Source organism: Streptococcus mitis (assembly GCF_946188685.1).
Classification (GTDB): Bacteria; Bacillota; Bacilli; order Lactobacillales; family Streptococcaceae; genus Streptococcus; species Streptococcus mitis_CC.
The window spans coordinates 1-22400 of the sequence record NZ_CAMHWH010000014.1; the positions used below are offsets into that span (position 1 = coordinate 1).

The following is a 22400-nucleotide window of genomic DNA, read 5'->3' on the forward strand; positions in this document are numbered from 1 at the left end:
TCACGTCCGTCGCGTCCTGGTAAACCTTGTGCTCCGTCTTGACCATCACGACCTTGAAGTCCTTGTTCACCTTTGTCCCCTTTAGGTCCTTGTAGCCCTTGTGGTCCTGCAACTCCGGCTTCACCTTTTAGACCTTGAGGTCCACGAATGTTACCAATCTTATCCCAAGTTCCGTTTTCTTTCTTATAAACATCACCTGTAGTTGCATCGATATAAGTGTCGCCATCTTTACCATCATCTGCTGTTGGTGCTTTAGGTCCACTTAATAATTCAGCACCATTACGTCCGGCTGCACCTGCTGCACCATTGGCACCGTCTGTACCATTATAAATTGGTTGTTTTGCAATTAATTCATCTATACCTTCATCGTATCGACCATTACCATTGTTATCAAAGTACGCTGTAATAAGAGTACCTTCTCTTGGTTTTTCTGCTGGTGCTGTAGATGGGGCGTCTGCTAAAGCTCTTCTTACTCTTCCGCTTCTTTGATTGTTTAATCTTGCTGCTGCTTCAGCTAAGGCATTTAAGTCGATGGTTGGTGTACGTCCATCTTTACCATCTTTAATGTTAACTGTTACAGGTTCTTCACCAGGAATAGTAAATGTAATATCAGTACTACGGCCGTCTGCTCCACGAGCAGTTGTGATTTTTGGAGTTTTTCCGTCACGTCCCGCTGCTCCTGTTTCACCACGGTCTCCACGTTCGCCTTTTTCACCTTGCGCTCCGGTTAGACCACGTTCGCCTTGGTCCCCTTTTTCACCTTTAGCACCATCCGCAATTACAACTTCTTTTAATTTCTTATCAGAAGCATCTAATTCATTGTTTCCATTTTTATCGTAATAGAAGATAACTGTTGTTGTTTTATCTGCATCATTTCGTTGAGTCGCAACTAATGGACTTGCGCCATCGAAACCATCTCTTACAACAGTACTTGTAACATTACCTCTACCGTCGTTAATCGTGATAGTATGAGTGCCGTCATTTTTATTATCTTTAACGGTTACGGTTGGAGTTACACCGTCACGACCTGCCTGACCTTGGTCTCCTTTTTCACCTTTAGCTCCAGTTAAACCGCGTTCACCTCGGTCTCCTTTTTCACCTTTGGCACCTTGGGCTCCAGTCAGACCGCGTTCACCTTGGTCTCCTTTTTCACCTTTAGCTCCAGTTAAACCGCGTTCACCTTGGTCTCCTTTTTCACCTTTGGCTCCTTGGGCTCCAGTCAGACCGCGTTCGCCTCGGTCTCCTTTTTCACCTTTGGCTCCTTGCGCTCCAGTTAGACCGCGTTCGCCTCGGTCTCCTTTTTCACCTTTGGCTCCTTGCGCTCCAGTTAGACCACGTTCGCCTCGGTCTCCTTTTTCACCTTTAGCACCTTGGGCGCCGGTTAGACCACGTTCACCTTGGTCTCCTTTTTCACCTTTAGCACCTTGGGCGCCAGTTAGACCACGTTCACCTTGGTCTCCTTTTTCACCTTTAGCACCTTGGGCGCCAGTTAGACCGCGTTCGCCTCGGTCTCCTTTTTCACCTTTGGCACCTTGTGCTCCAGTTAAACCGCGTTCGCCTCGGTCTCCTTTTTCACCTTTGGCACCTTGTGCTCCAGTGAGACCGCGTTCACCTTGGTCCCCTTTTTCACCCTTGGCTCCATCTTTAATAGCAATTTTTTGAACAAGTTCGTCTACGCCTTCAGTATAAACACCATTTCCATCGTTATCAAGATAGAAAGTGAGGTTATTTGTATCACCAACTTTATTTTGATCAACACGTGGTTTTACTGTATCGATTAGCTCTTTAGCCACACCAATTTGCATAATACGTGGCTTAGCTTCTTTAGTAACAGAATTACTAATTGGCAATCCTAAAAGTGTTTCGTTACCAAATCGATGAACTTTATAGGTAATTTGACGTTGTCCTTTTTCACCTTCTCGAACTAATCTAGTTTGACCTTCTGGTAATTTACTAGTTGGAAGGTAGACTGTTTGGAAATCAATGTCTTCTGAAACAGTCTTATTATTAGTACCACCATAAGGGTTTGCATCCAAGTATAGTGGATTTGCTCTATGATAATAGTTGGAGTTGCTGTATGGGTCATTGCTAGTAGCGGCACCGCCACCACCTTGGTCCACGTTAAAAGTAACAGGTTTCAAACGAACAGACAAGTCACCATTTGGATTATTGATTGGCAAACTAAATCTGATTGTTTGTTCCGTATTTGTTGAAGTAGCAGAGGTCATACTGTATCCTGAGTGAGATACGTAGTTGGCACCTTGGCTAATAGGTTTTGATTGATCTCTTAACCTTGGAGTTGTGATTGTCGCATTGGAAGGATTTCCAAATCCATCCCCTTTATCCAAGATAAAGTTATTATTAACAAATTCGCCCGGACCAGAATATTTGATTGTGAAATTCAATTTATTACCTTGACGTACTGTTGTTACATCGTAATGAATTGAATTACCACCACGTGAGTTCCCGTAGCCACGGAAACTATAACTACGACCACCTTGGCTGATGTCTGAAAATGCAACTGTATTTCCAGAACCTGAGACAATTGGGTTGGCTGGATTGCTAGCCGCTCTAAAGCCACTATGACCTTTATCCAAGTCTTCCTTACGGATAGCTGGATTTTGGCGAGCATCAGAAAGGCTCAAACCTGGTTTCAAGATTTCATTAGTAGATTTTGGAGCTGAAGTTGTTTCTACTTTGGCAGGTGCATTAGTTGCTAAAACGCTACTATCAACAGCTGAACGGTCAGTCGTTGTTGCAACTGGCTTAGCTTCTTCTTTGGCTTCTGCTGTGTCAGCTTTCTTCACTACAGGAGTTTCTGATACAGTTCCTTTATCAGAGTTAGAACGAAGTTCTAGACCAATAATAGCCGATTGGATAGATGTCTCTGCTGCTGATATTTCAGCTTCAGATGCATCTGCTTTCCCAAGCAAGCTTTGACCAGCTTGGATACTTGCTTGCAAGTTAGCAGCACTTGCTTCTGTATATAACTTACTTTCTAATTTTTTAGCACGTGAAAGAGCTGTTAACAATTTTGACTTGTCAACAGCATCTTGATGACTTGCTTCTTTTTTGTCTTTTGCTTCTTCAACTTTTTCTGCTGGTCTAGTAGCTTCTTCAGTTTTAGCTGGAGTCGTTTCTACTGGGTTAGCAACAGTTGGAGCTGCATAAGTTGTTTCTTTTTTAGGTGTAGAAACTTCTGCTGGTTTAGTAGCTTCATCTACCTTATCCTTATCAACAGAGACACTATTAGTTGCCTCAGGATGTTGTTCCTCTGCTTGTACTGATTGCGCATTGGCAGCAGTTCCCAAGACTAAGGCTGTCCCGAGCAAGACACTAGCCGCACCAAAGTGATACTTACGAATAGAGTATCGTTGTTGCATGCTATACCAGTCAAATGATTTCTTATGTGAATGTTTCATTTCAAACTCCTAGATAGTAATTTATAGTTTACACTTTACAACTATTTGAGCCATTAATCAATATTATCTATGAAATTAATATATCTGATTTTTGTACCATGGAGCCATATTTTTTTTTTTTTTTTTTTTGAATTTAATGTACATATTTTTAATTCTTGTTTTTTTGTACAAAAGAATCATAATTATGATACAATATAATTTAGGAGGAAATACCTAAATGCGCAACCTTTTATCCACAAAAGACCAAAGACAATTACGTTTAATGGAAACCTTAATTCAGAATCGTAATTGGATAAGGTTACATGCACTTGCCGAAAAATTAGGATGTACAGAACGAATCCTAAAAAATGATTTAAATGAATTACGAACAGCTTTCCCAAATATTGACATCCAATCTTCCGTTAACGGAATTATGATTGATTTAGATGTTAACACTAGTGTAGAAGATATTTATCAATATTTTCTAGCCCATTCCCAATCTTTTCAATTACTAGAGTATATGTTCTTCAATGAGGGGCTACCTATTTATCGAACAGTTGAAAATCTTCACTCAAGTAATGCCAACCTCTATCGATTAGGCCGAAATATTACAAAAACTCTATCATCACAATTTCAGATTGAATTATCTTTTACCCCTACTGCAATTCTTGGTAATGAAACGGATATTCGTTATTTTTTTGCCCAATACTTTTCTGAGCGCTATTATTTCCTAGACTGGCCTTTTCCAGACCTTCCTGAGGAGGATTTAACAGAGTTTGCTGATTTCTTCTATAAAATCACGAATTATCCAATGCGATTTTCAATTTATAGAATGTACAAATTGATGATAGCTATCAGTATTTACCGCGTCAAAAATGGTCATTTTATCGACTTACCAAATCATTTCTTCGATGAATACTACCCTCTTTTGATGAATATTCCAAATTTTGAGGAGCTACTTGTCCATTTCTCTGAAAAACTGGGACTTGAAATCACTCCAGATATCATCGCCCAAATTTTTATATCCTTTATTCAAAACAATCTTTTCTTAAATCCTCAAGAATTCTTCAACTCTTTAGAAGAAAACAGTGAAGCAAGATACTCTTACCAATTACTGAGTCAAATATTAGAACGCCTATCAAAACAATATAAGATTACTTTTACCAACCACGATGAGCTGATTTGGCATTTACACAACACTGCTTTCTTTGAAAGACAGGAAATCTTTTCTACCCCAATCCTATTTGAACAAAAAGCATTGACGATTAAAAAATTTGAAGTTTACTTCCCAGACTTTATGGGAAGTGCACGTCAAGAACTGGCTCAATACCGTCAAGCAATTGGACAGCATGACCATCCTGAACAGTTGGAACACCTGATGTACACCATCTTAACCCATGCTGAAAACCTCTCTACTCAGTTGTTAGAAAATCGACCACCTATCAAGGTTTTGATTATCAGTAACTTTGACCATGCTATATCCCTTACCTTTGTTGATATGCTTTCCTATTACTGTAATAACCGCTTTACCTTCGATATTTGGGATGAATTACAAACAAGTCCTGAGATTTTAAATCAGACAGATTACGATATCATCGTGTCTAATTTCTATATTCCAGGGATTACTAAGAAGTTTATTTGCCGAAACCATCTGTCAATCATGGATTTGGTTAATCACCTCAACACTTTATCAAATGAGATTCATATATCCAATACTTTATAAACTAAAAAGTCAGCAGGGTCCTGCTGACTTTTTCTCTTATCTGATTTCTATACTTCCTTAACAAAAACCAATTCCTGTGGCTGTGACAAATCTTCTCTGTAGGTAAACCCTGCAAAGCTTAAGCGACGAGCTTCCTCCACCGTCTGCACTCGATTTTCTATCAGGGCTGTCAGGAAGGCACCACGCGCTTTCTTTGAAATAGTTGAATGAATCTTCAGCTGACCACCTCTATCCTCCATGAATTTGAAGGTCACCATTTTTCCTCTGATTTCCTTAGAAAATACAGTCTCAAACTCGGATGACAAGAGAGAGAAAATTAGGTCTTCACCATTCATAGCTTCATCATAGGTTTGCTTCCAATGGCTCTTCAAAGTCTTACCTGCGACTTTTAACTTCATCAAAAAGTCCAAACGGTGAGGGGCTATGGGTGACAAGGCTGGTACGACTCCGTACAAAGCCGAAGTAATAAAGACATGATTTTCAAGATAGGCCTGTTCTGCATCGTTCAGTTTGTCTCGCTTGATGTGGCGGTACATGAGCCCATCAAAAAGTTTCAAGGCTGGGTAGTGTTGAGCAGTTTTCCTTTGCAAAGCTTGGATATTTTGAAATTCTTCCTTTGCCTTCTCAACTGATACCTTGTAAAAACTCTCCAATTGACTAACAGAATAGAGAGCCAAGGCATCCAGCACAGCCTGACTTTCTGGTCTTAAAGGAGTTGCCTCGATACTTGGCAAGTCTGTGTTCATTTCTTTTGCTGTTGGGATTAAAATTTTCATATTGATAGTGTAGCATATTTTTTAACCACAACCAAGGAATTCATCTGAAAAGAGACTGGGGAAAAAGGCATTAAAATTAAAAAATGCATAGTATCAGGAATTGAGAAATCTTGATACTATGCGTTTTATGATGGAAAGATTTACTTCATTTTTTCCTGAAATTGAGGTTTTGCCCAGCCTCTCCTCTTACTGAACTTTAAAGGTCTTGAGATAGTTGTCTTTTCCTACTTGACCTTCGAAGGTTTTACCATTTTCGAGGTAAGGCAGGTCATCTGATACAGAGGCCTTAACCTTGTAAATCTTGCCATCAACTTTAAAGAAGTAGACGGTGTCGCCCTTGATAACAGCTGATTTGAGGTCTGCTACCACACCCTTGATACTTTCTGTGGTTTCATTATCAATTTCAAGGTCGTTTTTATTGGCATACTTGCTGAGCATCTCTTCCACTGTCGTAGCTACGATAACATTTTGGTACTCGACTGCGTCTACCAGAGCGTACTCTTTGACCAAGCCAGCATTGTCCTTCAAGCCCATGATGTAGAGAGGCTTGTCATTGAGGTTGATGAGGATTGGGAAGGTTGCCTTGTAGGATTTCTCCTGAACAGCACCTTCTGCTGATTCACGGGCTGATTCTTCGGTCGCAGAAGCCAAGCTATACTTAGTGATTTCTCCTGTCCGCATATTTTCAAGGATAAAACCAAGATTACTTTCATCTGCATTGGCCGACGTCACACCTGTGTAGAGGTAGATGTCATTACCGATAGACAAATAATTATATCCCTTGGTAGTCTGGGTCACGTTTTTCTTGGAAATCATAGCATTCCAGAAACCGTCCTTGTACTTGCCGTTGTAGTTGATTTGCTCAATAGTTTCCTCAGCTGGATAGACCCTGTCCACCCATTCTGGAACATCTGATAAGCTGTATTCCTTGGTTTCTCCATTTGTGGCGTCTAAGATAATGACTGAAACAGGACGGGGAACCGCAAGTCCAAATTGCTTTTGGTAAACCGTTGCTACATAGAAAGGATTGCCCTCATCGTCCACCTCAAAAGATGGAGTCTTGAAGATTTTAGTTGGGTACTTCAAGCGCAGGTGGCGTTTGACATCGCGGTTAAAATACTCCGAGTCCGAATACTTGATTGGTGTCTTCAAGTCCACCAAATCCGCATTACCAGTTACCATGTCCACCTTGATATACTCGCCGATTCCCTTGGCTTGATTATTAAACCACTTGATAGGATCTGCGTATTCTAAGGGTGTAACCCGATAAGGCTTCCCATCAATCGTCAGTTGGGTATAGGTATCTGCCGCTACGTATTGCGACACCTTATCTGTTAGGGAACCCAAGTAGCGGTCTCCAATTTTTTCAGCAGTACTTCTATCTAAAATAGGAACCTTACTGGTATCAGTCTTAGGAAATTCACTAAAGTCTTTTTCAGTAACCGTGACTACATTGGCATAATTCTTAGCCTGAAAAATGCTGGAAGTCACCAAGGAAACCAAAGCTGCCAAGAGAAGAATTCCTCCAATAGAAGCTAAAAGGATTTTCCCTAACCGATTGATTTTGAAACCCTCTAGATTTAAGGCAGCTTCTGCCTTGCCGTGGCGCACATGAACCGTTTTAACCAGATTGATTCCCTTGCCAAAGCCAAATAAGACTGCTACAACCAGCAAATGTCCACAGAGGAAAAAGAGAAATTCCCAGCTGGTCAGGTTAAGAGGCGGTAAAAAGATATACCAGGTCGTTGCGATAAAAATAAGTTCAAAGACTATTCGTTTCATTTGCTTTCCTCCTAAATGATTCGTCCTTCCAAGTGATCCAGTTCATGCTGGCAAATCTGGGCTGGGAAGCCTGTCAAGGTAATGGTCTGTTCCTGCCACTTGCTGTCACGATAGGCAACCCTTATGGTTTCATAACGCTTAGTAGGTCTCACACCTGTCAAGGACAAACAGCCTTCTTCTGTCTCATAAGCTCCTTCAGAGGACAGGAGCACTGGATTAAACATGACCACAGGAACCAAACCAAGATTAAAGATAATCACACGCTTCTGCACCCCAATCATATTGGCAGCCAGACCGACACAAATCTCACGATTTGCTAAGAGTGTATCCTGCAAATCTCTGGCAAGATAAAGGTCTTCCTGACTTGCCGGCTGAGATACCTGAGATAAAAACAAAATATCCTTCACAATTTTCTTTTCCACTTCCTCACACTCCTCTTGTTTTTTACTATATTATAGCAATTATAGCACAAAAGACGGCAACTGCAAGCCCTTTCCCTCAACTGTAGCAAAAAGCCATCCGAAGATGACTTTTTCTTTTTAAATCGCATTCTTGTCAAAGCCAAGTTTGCGTTGGATAAATTTAACGATTTCGACAATAATAATCATTGAGAAGCTTCCGCCTATAACGATTCCCCATTGTGACAAGTCTAGTTTGGTTACGTGGAAGATTCCTTCAAGCGGTTCTACGACGATTGTTGCCATGAGAAGGATGAAGGATACCAAGATGGACCAGTTGAAGGTCTTAGACTTGAATGGGCCAACTGTCAAGATGGATTGGTAAACAGACTTGACATTATAGGCATGGAAGAGCTGAATCAAACCAAGGGTTGCAAAGGCCATAGTAAGGGCATCCGCATGAATGGCATGATTGTCACCCACATGTACTGGATAAGCAATCGCAAGGCCATAAACACTCATAACAATAGCTGCTTGGAGTACACCTTGATAGATGATAGAACTCAAAACACCACCTGAGAAGAAGCTTGCCTTGCGTCCACGTGGTTTATGGTTCATGACACCAGGCTCAGCAGGTTCAACACCAAGAGCGATAGCTGGGAAGGTATCTGTTACCAAGTTAATCCACAAAAGATGAACTGGTTGCAAGACATCCCAACCAAACAAGGTTGATAGGAAGATGGTCAATACTTCAGCAGTGTTGGCAGAAAGTAGATACTGAATAGTCTTTTGAATGTTTGAGAAGACCTTACGTCCTTCTTCAACTGCAACGATAATAGTTGCAAAGTTATCATCTGCAAGGATCATGTCAGATGCACCCTTAGAAACCTCTGTACCAGTGATTCCCATACCGATACCGATATCGGCTGTTTTCAGAGCTGGCGCATCATTGACACCATCACCTGTCATGGCAACGACTTTACCTTGTTTTTGCCAAGCCTTGACGATACGAACCTTGTGTTCTGGAGACACACGGGCATAAACAGAATATTGACCAACTACTTTTTCAAAGTCTTCATCTGACAGTTCATTGAGTTCAGCACCAGTTAAAACGTGGCCTTCTGTATCGTTTGCGTCAATGATTCCCAAACGTTTAGCAATAGCTTCTGCAGTGTCTTGGTGGTCACCAGTGATCATGATTGGACGGATTCCAGCTTCCTTAGCCACACGAACAGCCTCGGCTGCCTCAGGACGTTCAGGGTCGATCATCCCAATCAAACCAGTAAAGATTAAATCATTTTCAAGCTCTTCAGAAGTCAGGTTTTCTGGAATGCTGTCAATAATCTTATAAGCACCTGCAAGGACACGCAAGGCTTGATGAGCCATTTCAGAGTTGTTTGTATGGATGAGGTTTGTAACCTTCTCGTCAATCGGAGCAATATCCCCAGCTTTGTCACGAAGAACACAACGTTTCAAAAGTTGGTCTGGCGCACCCTTGACTGCTACAAGGAAGCGTCCATCTGCAAGTGGATGAACTGTTGACATGAGCTTACGGTCAGAGTCAAACGGCAACTCAGCCACACGTGGATATTTCTCTAAGAAACCTTTGACATCGTAGCCCTTGTCCAAGGCATATTGAATGAAGGCTGTTTCGGTTGGGTCACCAATCAGGTTGCCTTCCACATCGATTTTCGTATCATTGGCCAAGATAACTGAACGAAGCAGGGGCATTTCAAGACCTAGTTCAATGTCATCAGCTGAGTCATGTAGGACTGCATCGTAGAAGACTTTTTCGACGGTCATCTTGTTCATAGTCAGCGTACCAGTCTTATCAGAAGCGATGATTTCAGTTGAACCAAGGGTTTCTACAGCTGGCAACTTACGAACAATAGAATTTCGTTTGGCCAAAACTTGAGTACCAAGGGCAAGAACGATAGTTACGATAGCTGGTAGCCCTTCTGGAATGGCTGCAACGGCAAGCGAAACAGAGGTCATCAACTCACCGAGTGGATTTTTACCTTGAATGAAAACACCAACTACAAAAGTAACAAGTGCAATAACCAAGATAGCATAGGTCAAGACCTTAGAAAGGTTATTCAAGTTTTGTTTGAGGGGTGTATCCGTCTCATCCGCATCTTGGAGCATGCCAGCGATATGACCGACTTCAGTATACATCCCTGTATTGACAACAACACCCATACCGCGACCATAGGTTACGTTAGAGTTTTGGAAGGCCATGTTGACACGGTCCCCAATACCAGCATCTGCAGCAAGTTCAACTGTCAAGTCTTTTTCGACTGGCACAGACTCACCTGTAAGAGCTGCTTCTTCGATTTTAAGAGAGTTGGCTTCAAGCAAACGTAGGTCTGCTGGTACTACATCACCTGCTTCGAGGGCAACGATATCACCTGGCACCAATTCTTTAGAGTCAATCTCAGCCATATGACCATCACGAAGAACGCGGGCAGCTGGACTAGACATAGATTTGAGGGCTTCGATAGCTTCTTCTGCTTTTCCTTCTTGGTAAACACCAAAGGCAGCGTTGATGATAACCACGGCTAGGATGATAATGGCATCTGCGATATCTTCCCCACCAGAAGTCACAACTGACAAGATTGCTGCCGCAACTAGGATAATAATCATCAAATCCTTAAATTGCTCGATGAATTTGACCAGGATTGATCGTTTCTCGCCTTCTTCGAGTTCATTGTGGCCAAATTCGGCAAGGCGCTTTTCCGCCTCACTTGATGACAAACCTTGCTCGGTCGCATCTACAGCATTCAAGACCTCTTCAGGACTCTGAGTGTAAAACGCTTGGCGTTTTTGTTCTTTTGACATGTGTCTCCTCCTTGACATTGTGTGCAAAACAGACTCTCTTTTCCCTCATCGCATCTTTTCACGACAAACAAAAAGAAACCTGTTAATCATAACAAGTCTCGCTGTTTAAGATAGTGCCGGAAAGCATACTTTTCAGTATAAAATTCGGAATGACGACACTATCACAGGTTTCTGCCAGCTACTCCCTTGAGTAGTACTATTATACCAAATTTTGAAAAGTTTTCAAAGAGTAAAAAATGACTTATTTGAATTTTCCCTTGAAAACCAGTATAATGGTAGAATGCTATGTGACTAGAAAGGAAGTTGAATGAAGCAATCTATCTCAAATCTCAAGTTAGCTGAGCGTGGGGCCATTATCAGCATTTCAACCTACCTGCTCTTATCAACAGCCAAATTAGCAACTGGTCACCTCCTTCATTCATCCAGTTTGGTGGCTGATGGTTTCAACAACGTGTCGGACATCATTGGAAATATTGCTCTCTTGATTGGGATTCGAATGGCGCGCCAGCCTGCTGACCGAGACCACCGTTTTGGCCACTGGAAGATTGAGGATTTGGCTAGCTTAATCACTTCTATCATCATGTTCTATGTCGGATTCGATGTCCTAAGGGATACCATTCAGAAGATTCTCAGTCGTGAAGAAACGGTCATTGATCCTCTGGGTGCAACTCTAGGAATTATGTCTGCAGCGATCATGTTTGTGGTTTATCTCTACAATACTCGCCTCAGTAAGAAATCCAACTCCAAAGCACTGAAGGCTGCCGCCAAGGACAATCTTTCTGATGCTGTTACCTCACTCGGTACTACTATTGCCATCCTAGCTAGCAGTTTCAATTATCCCATTGTAGATAAACTGGTCGCCATCATCATCACTTTCTTTATCTTGAAAACTGCCTATGATATCTTCATCGAGTCTTCCTTTAGTCTTTCAGATGGCTTTGACGACCGCCTGCTTGAGGACTATCAAAAGGCTATTATGGAAATTCCCAAAATCAGCAAGGTCAAATCGCAAAGAGGCCGCACCTACGGTAGCAACATTTACCTGGATATCACGCTGGAGATGAATCCTGACCTGTCTGTTTTTGAAAGCCACGAGATTGCGGATCAAGTCGAGTCTATGCTGGAGGAACGTTTTGGGGTTTTTGATACCGATGTCCATATCGAGCCCGCACCTATCCCTGAGGATGAGATTTTAGACAATGTCTATAAAAAATTGCTTATGCGCGAACAATTGATTGACCAAGGAAATCAACTGGAAGAACTCTTGGCTGACGATTTTGTCTATATTCGTCAAGATGGAGAACAGATGGATAAAGAGGCTTATAAGGCCGAAAAAGAACTTAAAGCTGCGATTAAGGACATACAGATCACTTCCATCAGTCAGAAGACCAAACTCATCTGCTATGAGATGGATGGAATTGTCCATACCAGTATCTGGCGTCGCCACGAAACTTGGCAAAATGTCTTTCATCAAGAAACTAAAAAAGAATAGAGAAATCCTGTCATGAGACGGGATTTTTTCTATTCTTCTAGCTATTAAATTCACTTAAATATTCATAGCGTTCGTATTTTTCAAGGAGTGCTTCGTTTTTTTCATCTAGCTCTTTTTGGAGAGTAGCCAGCTTACCAAAGTCAGAGCCGTTGGCCTGCATCTCCTCTTCAATCGCAGCGATACGATTCTCCAAGGCTTCAATATCGCCTTCAATGTTTGCCCACTCCTGCTTTTCTTGGTAGGTCATGCGTTTCTTGTCTTCTCGAACCTTGACTACTTTCTCCTTTTCGGCCTTTTGCACCTGATTGACCAACTCTGTTTCAAAGGCTTTTTCATCAAGGTAATCGGTATAATGACCAAAGAAAGGACGAATCTTACCATTCTCAAAGGCTAGAATCTTGGTCGCTACCTTATCCAGGAAATAACGGTCGTGGCTAACTGTCAAGACAGGCCCCACAAAACCTTGCAAGAAATTCTCTAAGACTGTTAAAGTTGCAATATCTAGGTCATTTGTCGGCTCATCCAAGAGAAGAACATTTGGTTTTTCCAAGAGCAGTTTGAGGAGATAAAGACGTTTTTTCTCGCCCCCAGACAATTTCTCAATCAAGGTTCCATGCGTCGAACGTGGGAAAAGGAACTGCTCTAGCAACTCTGCAATCGAAGTCGTAGAACCACCGCTGGTCTTAACCTCTTCTGCCACTTCCTGCAGGTAATTTATAACTCTCTTGCTTTCATCCAAGCCCTCAATTTGCTGAGAGAAATAGGCAATGCGAACAGTTTCTCCAATCACAACTTGTCCTGCTGTCGGCTCAAGAATGCCTGCAATCAAGTTAAGGAGAGTTGATTTCCCAACACCGTTGTCTCCAACGATTCCGATACGGTCTTTGGCCTGAACTAAGAGATTAAAATCTTGCAAAATGGGCTTATTTGCATAGGCAAAAGAAACATCCTGAAACTCGATGACTTTCTTCCCAATCCGACTGGTTTCAAAGTTCATGGTCAAGTCTGTCTCAGCACTACTGCCTGAAACTTCCTTTTTCAAGTCATGGAAACGATTGATACGAGCCTGCTGCTTGGTCGCACGCGCCTGCGGTTGTCTGCGCATCCAGGCCAATTCTTGCTTATAAAGTTGTTCCTTTTTGTGGAGAAGAGCCGCATCACGCTCATCCTGTTCTGCCTTTAGGCGAACATAGTCCTGATAATTGCCCTGATACTCCGTCAATCCAGCTCGGTCCAACTCGAAAATCCTTGTTGATAAAGCATCTAGGAAATAACGATCGTGAGTGATAAAGAGAACTGTCTTCTTAGAATTTTTTAAAAAGAGGGTCAGCCACTCAATAGTCGCAATATCCAAATGGTTGGTCGGCTCATCCAGAAGCAAGAGGTCGTGATTGCCAAGTAAAACTTGCGCCAACTGGACTCGTCTTCTTAGGCCACCTGATAATTCCCCAACAGGAGTAGATAAGTCTTGAATACCCAGCTTGCTGAGAACGGTCTTGACCTGACTCTCAATTTCCCAAGCTTGAAGAGAGTCCATCTCTGCCATGACACGTTCCAAACGCGCCTGCTTGCCCTCACTGTAGTTGAGCATGATCAACTCATACTCACGAATGAGCTGGATTTCCTTGAGGTCGCTGGAGAGAACCGTATCCAAGACCGTCTTGCTATCATCAAAATCAGGATCTTGGGTCAAGTAACCAATCTGGTAATCATTCTTAGCTGAAAATGGACTGACATCTCCATCAAATCCAGAAACACCAGAAAGGACGTCCAAAAGGGTGGTCTTGCCCGTTCCATTGACACCGATTAGACCAATTCTATCCAAGTCATGGATGATAAAGGAAATATCCTTAAAAACGGTCTTGTCACCGACGGATTTACTTAGTTTTTCAACGATAAAATCACTCATTTTTTCTCCCTCAAGTAAGCATGGATGGCTTGTCGGTCATTTTCCAATTCTCCATCGACAATGGCATATTCAATCTCTGTTAAAATATCTCCCAAGTCTGGTCCCGGCTGATAACCATATTCCTTGATCAAAATACCACCGTTGATTTGAATTTCTTTCTTGTCATGAATGGTCAAACTCTGGTAGGTTTCTGTGATGGCTTGTGGGTTGACTTCTTTTCCTTGGGCCTGACGAAGATTTTCAGCCTGTAAAAGTAAATCTAAGTCAAAGCGATAACAATCGCGCTTGCTCAATTCTCCCTTTTCACGCAAGGCCAAAATAGTCAGCAAATCCTGAACTTGCTTGGCAAATTGACGTGAGGTCTTCCAAGCCTTCAAAAATGGCTGCGCATTTTCAATCTCCAAAGCCCACAGTAGAGCTGCCCAGGCTTGCTCTGAAGATTCAAAGGTGAAATCAGTCTCCAAATCAAACAGTCTGTTAAGTTTGTCTTTGCTAGATGCCATATCAGGGAGATAGTCATAAGCTTGACTCTCAATCATGGAAGCCAAGCCCCTTCTCCAGAATGGAGCCAGCAAGAGTTTATCAAACTCAACGAAGGTACGCTCCACAGAAATTTTCTCCAAAAGTGGCGTCAAGGTCTTCATTGCTTTAAACGTTTCTGTCTCAAGTTCAAAGCCAAGACTGGCCTGAAAACGGAAACCACGCATAATCCGCAAAGCGTCTTCGTTGAAACGCTCACTAGCCACGCCAACCGCCCGCAAAACTTGATTTTCTAAATCTTCTAAACCATGGAACAAGTCAATGATTTCTCCTGTCTCGTCCAAGGCAAAGGCGTTAACTGTGAAATCACGGCGTTTGAGGTCTTCTTCTAACGAGCGCACAAAGGAGACGGCACTGGGTCTGCGATAGTCCACATAGACATCCTCCGTCCGAAAGGTGGTTACCTCATACTCCTCATCCCCATCTAAGACCAAGACGGTTCCATGCTCGATTCCGATATCGGCTGTTCTTGGAAAAATCTGCTTGGTCTCTTCCGGATAAGAAGACGTTGCGATATCCACATCATGGATAGGGCGATTGAGAAGGGCATCTCGAACAGAACCTCCAACAAAATAGGCCTCAAAACCTGCTTCTTTAATTTTTTCTAATACTGGTAAAGCCTTCTGAAATTCAGAAGGCATTTGCGTTAATCTCATAATAAGTGTTCTAATCCATAGACAAGCTCATGACGCTTGACAACTTCTTTAATTCCCAAATTGACCCCTGTCATGAAGGAGCTGCGATCATAGGAGTCATGACGGAGGGTCAATCCTTCTCCTTGATTGCCAAAGATGACTTCCTGATGGGCTACCAAGCCTGGCAAACGAACTGAGTGGATCCGCATGCCATCAAAGTCAGCACCACGGGCACCTGCAATCAATTCTTCCTCATCTGCTGCACCCTGCTGGATAGACTCTCGAACTTCTGCCATTAACTCAGCTGTTTTAATAGCTGTTCCACTCGGTGCATCCTTTTTCTTGTCATGATGAAGCTCGATAATCTCCACATTTGGGAAATATTTGGCAGCCTGCGTCGCAAATTGCATAAGCAAGACAGCACCCAAGGCAAAGTTAGGAGCAATCAAGCCACCCAAATTTTGTTCACGAGAAAATGCTTTTAGCTCTGCAATTTCTTCACTAGTAAAGCCTGTCGTCCCTACTACTGGAGCAAAGCCATTTTCAAGAGCAAAACGTGTATTTTCGTAGGCAACAGCCGGAGTTGTAAAATCTACCCAAACATCCGCTTCAAAGCCTGCTAAATCAGCCTTATCCTTGAAAACAGGAATACCCTGCCATTCTGATTCAGACTCAAAGGGAACCAAAACTGCTACCAAGTCCAAGTCTGGATCAGCCAAGACCATCTGACAAGCAGCCTGGCCCATCTTTCCCTTAAAACCAGCAATAATTACTCGAATACTCATCTCTACTCCTGTCTAAGATACAAAGCCTGTAAGAGCACAACGTGAAAATAGGAGTTCTGATCAAGGAGTAAATACTCCTTGGAAGACCTATCTTTTTCACACAGGATTCCAGGCGTGTTCAATTATCAAGATACAAAGGACCTTAGCTGCCCATGAAAAATAGGGGATGGCGCTGACTTTCCACAAAAGGCAAGACAGACATCTTTTTTCAAGAGGCAGGTAGTCCGTGTTCAATTTCTAAGATACAAAGCCTGTAAGAACACAGAGTGAAAATAGGAGTTCTGATCAAGGAGTAAATACTCCTTGGAAGAACTATCTTTTTCACATAGGGTTCCAGGCGTGTTCAATTATCAAGATACAAAGGACCTTAGCTGCCCATGAAAAATAGGGAATGGCGCTGACTTTCCACGAAAGGAAAAACAGTCATCTTTTTTCAAGAGGCAGGTGGTCCGTGTTCAATTTCTAAGATACAAAGCCTGTAGGAACACAAAGTGAAAATAGGAGTTCTGATCAAGAAGTGTCTACTCCTTGGAAGAACTATCTTTTTCACACAGGGTTCCAGGCGTGTTCATTTGCTAACTTCTTAACTAAGCTAAAAGTCCCAACTAAATCACTGGAATATAACCTAAAGCAATGCTTCCTGCTCCTAGGTGTGTTCCAATGACACTACCAAATGTAGCAAGTGAAATATCTGTACCCACTCCAGATTCAAGTAAGTGCTGACGCAATTCTTCAGCCTTTTCAGGAGCATTTCCGTGAATGACAATGATACGGTATTTGCCTGAAGCTGTGGCTTCCTTGATAATCTCAATTAAACGCTTGGCTGCTTTCTTTTCAGTACGAACTTTTTCGTACACTTCAATCACACCTTGATCATTGAAATAGAGGATTGGCTTAATGCTTAGCAGATTGCCCAAAATCGCAGCTCCATTTGAAAGGCGTCCCCCTTTAACCAAATGGTCCAAGTCATCCACCATGATGAAAGCAGATGTATGACTAATCTGAATAGCTAGCTTATCCTGAATGATAGCAAAATCATCGCCCTGGTCTCGCCAGTTAAAGACACTTTCAACCATGATACCCAAAGGAGCACTTGTAATCAAAGTGTCTGGGAAGGCAATGGTTAAGCCCTCATAGTCATCGACCATGTACTGGATATTTTGGTAAAAACCTGAAATTCCAGAAGATAGGAAAAGCCCCAAAGCATGTGTATAACCTTGTTCTTTGAGCGAAGTTAGAATCTCATCTAACTTGGCAATACTTGGTTGACTGGTCTTAGGCAATTCAGAAGCCTGAGCCATTTTTTGGTAAAATTCCTCAGCAGTCAGATTAATACCTTCGACATACTCCTCACCATCAATATTGACAGGAATATCCAAGACATATAAATCTTCTCTTTGCAAGGCCTCTGCACTGAGATAGGCAGAGGAATCTGTGATAACAGCTAATTTCATATTAGAACTCCAAATTGATTCCTGGTAAGTCTAATGCAATTTCAGTTACTTCGTAAGTCAAACGGTTGAGCATGTTCAAACATGGACGAGCCAAGGTTTCCACTTCTTCTTGGTTCAATTCACTTGGTTCGTTAACAATACGACCATCGATATGGTTCACCTGTGAAATGGTTCCACTGATAACAAATTTGTCAAAGACAATCATAAAACTTAAGACAACCACTAAAGAAGTCACTTGATTTTCTTGGTCATGTTGGAGTAATTGGAAGTTCACATCCACCTTAGTTTCAGGAGCTCCATTTTCATTTTCCCATTCAAAATTACGCGCATCAAAATGATACTGACTAACAAATTCTTGTTCACGTTTAAGATTCATGTCTTTCTCCCTTGGCTACAATATTATAAGCTATTGTACCATAATTTTTTATTTTCATCTAGTTTTCTAGGATTTAGTCAATCCCGATTTCAGCTCGAACTACGTCTGCGATGGTATCAACATAGTAGTCCACTTCTTCTGTTGTAGGCGCTTCTGCCATAACACGCAAGAGGGGCTCTGTTCCACTTGGGCGTACTAGGATACGGCCATTCCCTGCCATTTCTTCTTCCATCTTCTCGATGATAGCCTTAATAGCTGGCACTTCCATAGCCTTTTCCTTCATGGCATTTTCCACTCGGATATTGACTAATTTTTGTGGATAGATGGTTACTTCTACTGCCAACTCTGACAAACTCTTACCAGTTTCCTTCATGATTTTAGTCAATTGGACAGCTGATAATTGACCATCACCTGTGGTATTGTAATCCATCAAGATGACGTGACCAGACTGTTCACCACCAAGGTTGTAGCCTGATTTTCTCATTTCTTCCACAACATAGCGGTCGCCAACTGCAGTGACTGCCTTGTTAATGCCTTCACGGTCCAAGGCCTTGTGGAAACCAAGGTTAGACATAACAGTTGTCACGATTGTATTTTGAGCCAATTGTCCTTTTTCAGAAAGGTATTTCCCGATAATGTACATGATTTTGTCACCATCAACGATGTCCCCATTTTCATCAACAGCAATCAAACGGTCACTGTCTCCATCAAAGGCCAAACCAATAGCTGAACCGCTTTCTTTGACCACTTCTTGAAGGATTTCTGGGTGGGTTGAACCAACATTAAGGTTGATGTTAAGACCATCTGGTGTTTCCCCTATAACAGTCAATTGAGCTCCAAGGTCTGCAAAGATTTGACGGGCACTAGTAGAAGCGGCACCATTAGCTGTATCCAAGGCAACCTTCATTCCATCAAGAGTAGTTCCAGTTGAAATAAGGTAGCCCTCATACTTACGCAAGCCTTCTGGATAATCTACCAAGGTTCCCAAGCCTTCAGCACTTGGACGAGGAAGAGTATCTTCTGCAGCATCTAGCAGGGCTTCAATTTCTGCTTCTTTTTCATCATCTAGTTTGAAGCCATCACCACCAAAGAACTTAATCCCATTATCAAGGGCTGGGTTGTGGCTAGCAGAAATCATGACACCAGCACTTGCTCCTTCAGTTTTTACCAAGTAAGCTACTGCTGGTGTTGCAAGGACACCAAGTTTGTAGACGTGAATCCCTACAGAGAGGAGACCTGCCACCAAGGCTGATTCTAGCATTTCCCCGGAAATACGTGTGTCACGTCCTACAAAAACTTTCGGTGCTTCCGTTTCATGTTGACTAAGAACATAGCCTCCAAAACGTCCTAGTTTAAAAGCCAATTCTGGTGTTAGTTCTACGTTAGCTTCTCCACGGACTCCATCAGTCCCAAAATATTTACCCATTTTTATAAAATCCTTTTCCTATTTTTAATTCGTTTTTGAACTAGTTGCTTTCGTTGACGAAGATGTCTCCGACGAACTGCTTGTAGTTGAATTTGATGTGTTTGAACTTGTACCCACAGGTTTTGTAGTGACCTTCATTGTCGTATCAAATGGAGTAATCACCGCTGGTAAGACAACACCATTACGGTCGATTGCCTGCAAAGGTACTGAACCACTGTAATTACCTGTTATGCGTTCGCTGGTTGGTAAAAGCGCAATAATACGATCAATTTTAGCTAGTGTTTCTTGGTCAGTTGTGACAGAGACCCGTTCATTTGACACGGTTACACTATCAATTTGTAGCTTGGGATCAATCTGGCTTTGGTCAACTTGTGGCACAACAATCATCCCATCTCGCTTAACCTTCTTCCCAACTTTCACTGTAATCTTTTGAGGCGTTGCCACAGCGGTCAATCCACTTGGAAGATTTTCAATATTCAAGGGAACTTCAATCGTTCCAACACTGGCATCCGTCAAATCAGCAGTTACCTTAAACTTACGAGTGCTCTCCTGCATTTCGCTGGCCAAGGTCACACGATTGGCTCCGGTTAATACCACTGAAACTTCTGATGCAAATCCGCTAATGAAATACTGGTCATCATCATAGTGAATAACGATAGGAACGTTCGTTATCGTATTGGTGTAAGTTTCTGATTTAACCTGCCTTGCGGTATTGCTATTTTGAAAGTTGGTTGACGTTGCATAGATAAATAAGACACAAGCAAAAAAGAGAGATGAAATGATATATAGACTATTTTTTCTCATATTTCCAACCTCCTAACAAACGGTCCTTGAAACTGACTTTTTCCTCAACAGCTGGCAAAAGAATTGCTCGTAGCTCTGCTTCAAATTCTTCAATCGTCAAGTCGTGCTTGAAAACACCGTTATAGGTAATAGAAATGCCTCCTGTTTCCTCTGAGACGATGAAGGTCAAGGCATCGGATACTTCTGACAAACCGATAGCCGCCCGGTGTCTGGTCCCAAATTCCTTGGAAATCCCTGTGCTTTCTGTCAAGGGAAGATAGGCAGAGGTTACTGCTATTCGATTTTCTCTGATAATCACAGCACCATCGTGTAGGGGAGTGTTGGGGATAAAGATATTAATAAGGAGTTCAGCTGAAATATTGGCATCCAAAGGAATCCCTGTCGCAATGTATTCTTGTAAGGTCCGAACTCGTTGGATGGCAACCAGAGCACCAATCTTACGAGGACTCATATATTCAACCGACTTGACAAAGGCACGAATCATTTGCTCCTCTGCACTAATTTGAGCAGTAGAAAAGAAATCTGTCGCCCTTCCCAAGCGTTCCAAACCAGTCCGAATCTCTGGAGAGAAGATAACAACCGCAGCAATAACCCCATAGGTGATAATCTGATTAATCAACCAAGAAATCGTTGTTAAATCAAGGATATTGGCCACAACCTGGGCTAATACAAAGATCACGACCCCACGCACCAAAATCATAATCTTGGTGCCAGCTATCGCTTTTGTAAAACGATATAAAATATAGGCCACAATCAAAATATCAAACAGATTGATGGCAATACTCCAAGGACTAGAAAACAAGCTAGTCCAATATTGCAGATTGGATAATTGTTGAAAGTTCATCTGCTGTCTCCTCTCTGTCCAAACACGTTCCTTTCTATTATACCATTTTTCTGGCATTTTTTTCCCTATCCTACTTCATTTTAAATTAAAGAAAAAATATGATAAAATAAACTGATACTCAATGAAAATCAAAGAGCAAACTAGGAAGTTAGCCGCAGGCTGTACTTGAGTACGGTAAGGCGACGCTGACGTGGTTTGAATTTGATTTTCGAAGAGTATGACTAGAAAAAACAAAGGAGAAACCATGTCTCAACTCTATGATATTACCATTGTAGGTGGTGGTCCCGTCGGACTTTTTGCAGCCTTCTATGCCCACCTACGCCAAGCCAAGGTCCAAATCATCGACTCCCTTCCACAACTAGGTGGACAACCTGCTATTCTCTATCCTGAAAAGGAAATTTTAGACGTACCGGGATTCCCAAACCTGACTGGAGAAGAGTTGACTAACCGTCTAATCGAGCAATTAAATGGCTTTGATACCCCTATTCATCTCAACGAAACGGTTCTTGAGATTGAAAAACAAGAAGAAGGCTTTGTAATTACAACTTCTAAAGGAAGTCACCTGTCTAAAACAGTTATCATCGCTATGGGTGGCGGTGCCTTCAAACCACGTCCTCTAGAACTAGAAGGCGTTGAGGACTATGAAAATATCCACTACCACGTTTCCAACATCCAGCAATATGCTGGTAAGAAAGTGACGATTCTTGGTGGAGGAGACTCGGCTGTGGATTGGGCTTTGGCTTTTGAAAAAATTGCGCCAACTACCCTTGTCCACCGCAGAGATAATTTCCGCGCCTTGGAACACAGTGTCCAAGCCTTGCAAGAATCATCTGTGACCATCAAGACACCATTCGTCCCTAGCCAACTCCTTGGAGATGGAAAAACACTCGATAAACTTGAAATCACAAAAGTCAAATCTGATGAAACAGAAACTATTGACCTAGACCACCTCTTTGTCAACTATGGTTTCAAATCTTCTGTTGGTAACCTTAAAAACTGGGGTCTGGACCTCAACCGTCACAAGATTATCGTCAATAGCAAGCAAGAATCTAGCCAAGCAGGTATCTATGCTATCGGTGACTGTTGCTACTATGACGGAAAAATTGATCTGATTGCGACAGGGCTTGGAGAAGCACCAACCGCTGTTAACAATGCCATTAACTACATCGACCCAGAACAAAAAGTACAACCAAAACACTCTACTAGTTTATAGAAAA

Annotated in this window: 16 protein-coding genes; 3 read left to right on the forward strand and 13 right to left on the reverse strand. The window is 42.2% G+C overall.

Going from position 1 to position 22400, the window contains the following annotated elements; genetic code table 11:
- Positions 1 to 3422, reverse strand: a 3422-nt coding sequence (pclA, locus tag N8N51_RS09985) for a pneumococcal collagen-like adhesin PclA (protein WP_261104116.1), incomplete at its 3' end; no start/stop codon positions are given.
- Positions 3423 to 3639: 217 nt separating this feature from the next.
- On the opposite strand from pclA, the gene pclR reads away from it, so the two are divergent.
- Positions 3640 to 5124, forward strand: a complete 1485-nt coding sequence (pclR, locus tag N8N51_RS09990; RefSeq protein ID WP_261011703.1) for a virulence transcriptional activator PclR — start codon at positions 3640 to 3642, stop codon at positions 5122 to 5124.
- Between the two features lie 47 nt (positions 5125 to 5171).
- Here pclR and yaaA read toward each other — a convergent pair whose 3' ends face one another.
- From yaaA to N8N51_RS10010, 4 genes are all read right to left on the reverse strand, one after another.
- Positions 5172 to 5900, reverse strand: coding sequence for a peroxide stress protein YaaA (gene yaaA, locus N8N51_RS09995; RefSeq protein WP_261050324.1), 729 nt, complete (start codon positions 5898 to 5900; stop codon positions 5172 to 5174).
- 186 nt (positions 5901 to 6086) lie between these two features.
- Positions 6087 to 7682, reverse strand: coding sequence for a hypothetical protein (locus tag N8N51_RS10000; RefSeq protein WP_261104117.1), 1596 nt, complete (start codon positions 7680 to 7682; stop codon positions 6087 to 6089).
- 11 nt (positions 7683 to 7693) lie between these two features.
- Complete coding sequence (locus tag N8N51_RS10005; protein ID WP_247947228.1) at positions 7694 to 8104, reverse strand: peptide deformylase; 411 nt, start codon at positions 8102 to 8104, stop codon at positions 7694 to 7696.
- Between the two features lie 117 nt (positions 8105 to 8221).
- A complete protein-coding gene (locus N8N51_RS10010) occupies positions 8222 to 10918 on the reverse strand; it encodes a cation-translocating P-type ATPase (protein ID WP_049544310.1) in 2697 nt (898 codons plus the stop codon).
- 307 nt (positions 10919 to 11225) lie between these two features.
- On the opposite strand from N8N51_RS10010, the gene mntE reads away from it, so the two are divergent.
- Positions 11226 to 12410, forward strand: coding sequence for a CDF family manganese efflux transporter MntE (mntE, locus tag N8N51_RS10015; protein ID WP_261104119.1), 1185 nt, complete (start codon positions 11226 to 11228; stop codon positions 12408 to 12410).
- 37 nt (positions 12411 to 12447) lie between these two features.
- On the opposite strand, the gene N8N51_RS10020 is transcribed toward mntE, so the two are convergent.
- The 8 genes from N8N51_RS10020 to cdaA all read right to left on the reverse strand — a co-directional run bounded on the left by N8N51_RS10020 (position 12448) and on the right by cdaA (position 21183).
- Entirely contained in the window at positions 12448 to 14319 is a 1872-nt protein-coding gene (locus N8N51_RS10020) for an ABC-F family ATP-binding cassette domain-containing protein (protein ID WP_261104120.1), read from the reverse strand.
- Complete coding sequence (locus tag N8N51_RS10025) at positions 14316 to 15515, reverse strand: CCA tRNA nucleotidyltransferase (protein ID WP_314725858.1); 1200 nt, start codon at positions 15513 to 15515, stop codon at positions 14316 to 14318. Before N8N51_RS10025 ends, N8N51_RS10020 begins: the two co-directional genes overlap by 4 nt.
- On the reverse strand, positions 15512 to 16279 hold the full coding sequence (dapB, locus tag N8N51_RS10030) for a 4-hydroxy-tetrahydrodipicolinate reductase (RefSeq protein WP_261104121.1): 768 nt from the start codon (positions 16277 to 16279) through the stop codon (positions 15512 to 15514). The genes N8N51_RS10025 and dapB overlap by 4 nt, the downstream gene beginning before the upstream one ends.
- Positions 16280 to 16884: 605 nt before the next feature.
- Positions 16885 to 17733, reverse strand: a complete 849-nt coding sequence (locus N8N51_RS10035) for a DegV family protein (protein WP_125454996.1) — start codon at positions 17731 to 17733, stop codon at positions 16885 to 16887.
- A gap of 1 nt (position 17734) precedes the next feature.
- Positions 17735 to 18109, reverse strand: coding sequence for a DUF1149 family protein (locus N8N51_RS10040; RefSeq protein ID WP_060627763.1), 375 nt, complete (start codon positions 18107 to 18109; stop codon positions 17735 to 17737).
- Between the two features lie 73 nt (positions 18110 to 18182).
- Entirely contained in the window at positions 18183 to 19535 is a 1353-nt protein-coding gene (gene glmM / locus N8N51_RS10045) for a phosphoglucosamine mutase (RefSeq protein ID WP_125454995.1), read from the reverse strand.
- A 24-nt stretch (positions 19536 to 19559) separates the two neighbouring features.
- On the reverse strand, positions 19560 to 20339 hold the full coding sequence (locus N8N51_RS10050) for a CdaR family protein (protein WP_060627759.1): 780 nt from the start codon (positions 20337 to 20339) through the stop codon (positions 19560 to 19562).
- Positions 20326 to 21183 (reverse strand): diadenylate cyclase CdaA, encoded by an 858-nt coding sequence (gene cdaA, locus N8N51_RS10055; protein ID WP_001011069.1) that lies wholly within the window; start codon positions 21181 to 21183, stop codon positions 20326 to 20328. The genes N8N51_RS10050 and cdaA overlap by 14 nt, the downstream gene beginning before the upstream one ends.
- Before the next feature lie 244 nt (positions 21184 to 21427).
- Here cdaA and N8N51_RS10060 point away from each other — a divergent pair, with 244 nt between their 5' ends.
- Positions 21428 to 22396, forward strand: a complete 969-nt coding sequence (locus tag N8N51_RS10060; RefSeq protein ID WP_004262312.1) for an NAD(P)/FAD-dependent oxidoreductase — start codon at positions 21428 to 21430, stop codon at positions 22394 to 22396.
- Positions 22397 to 22400: the final 4 nt, after the last annotated feature.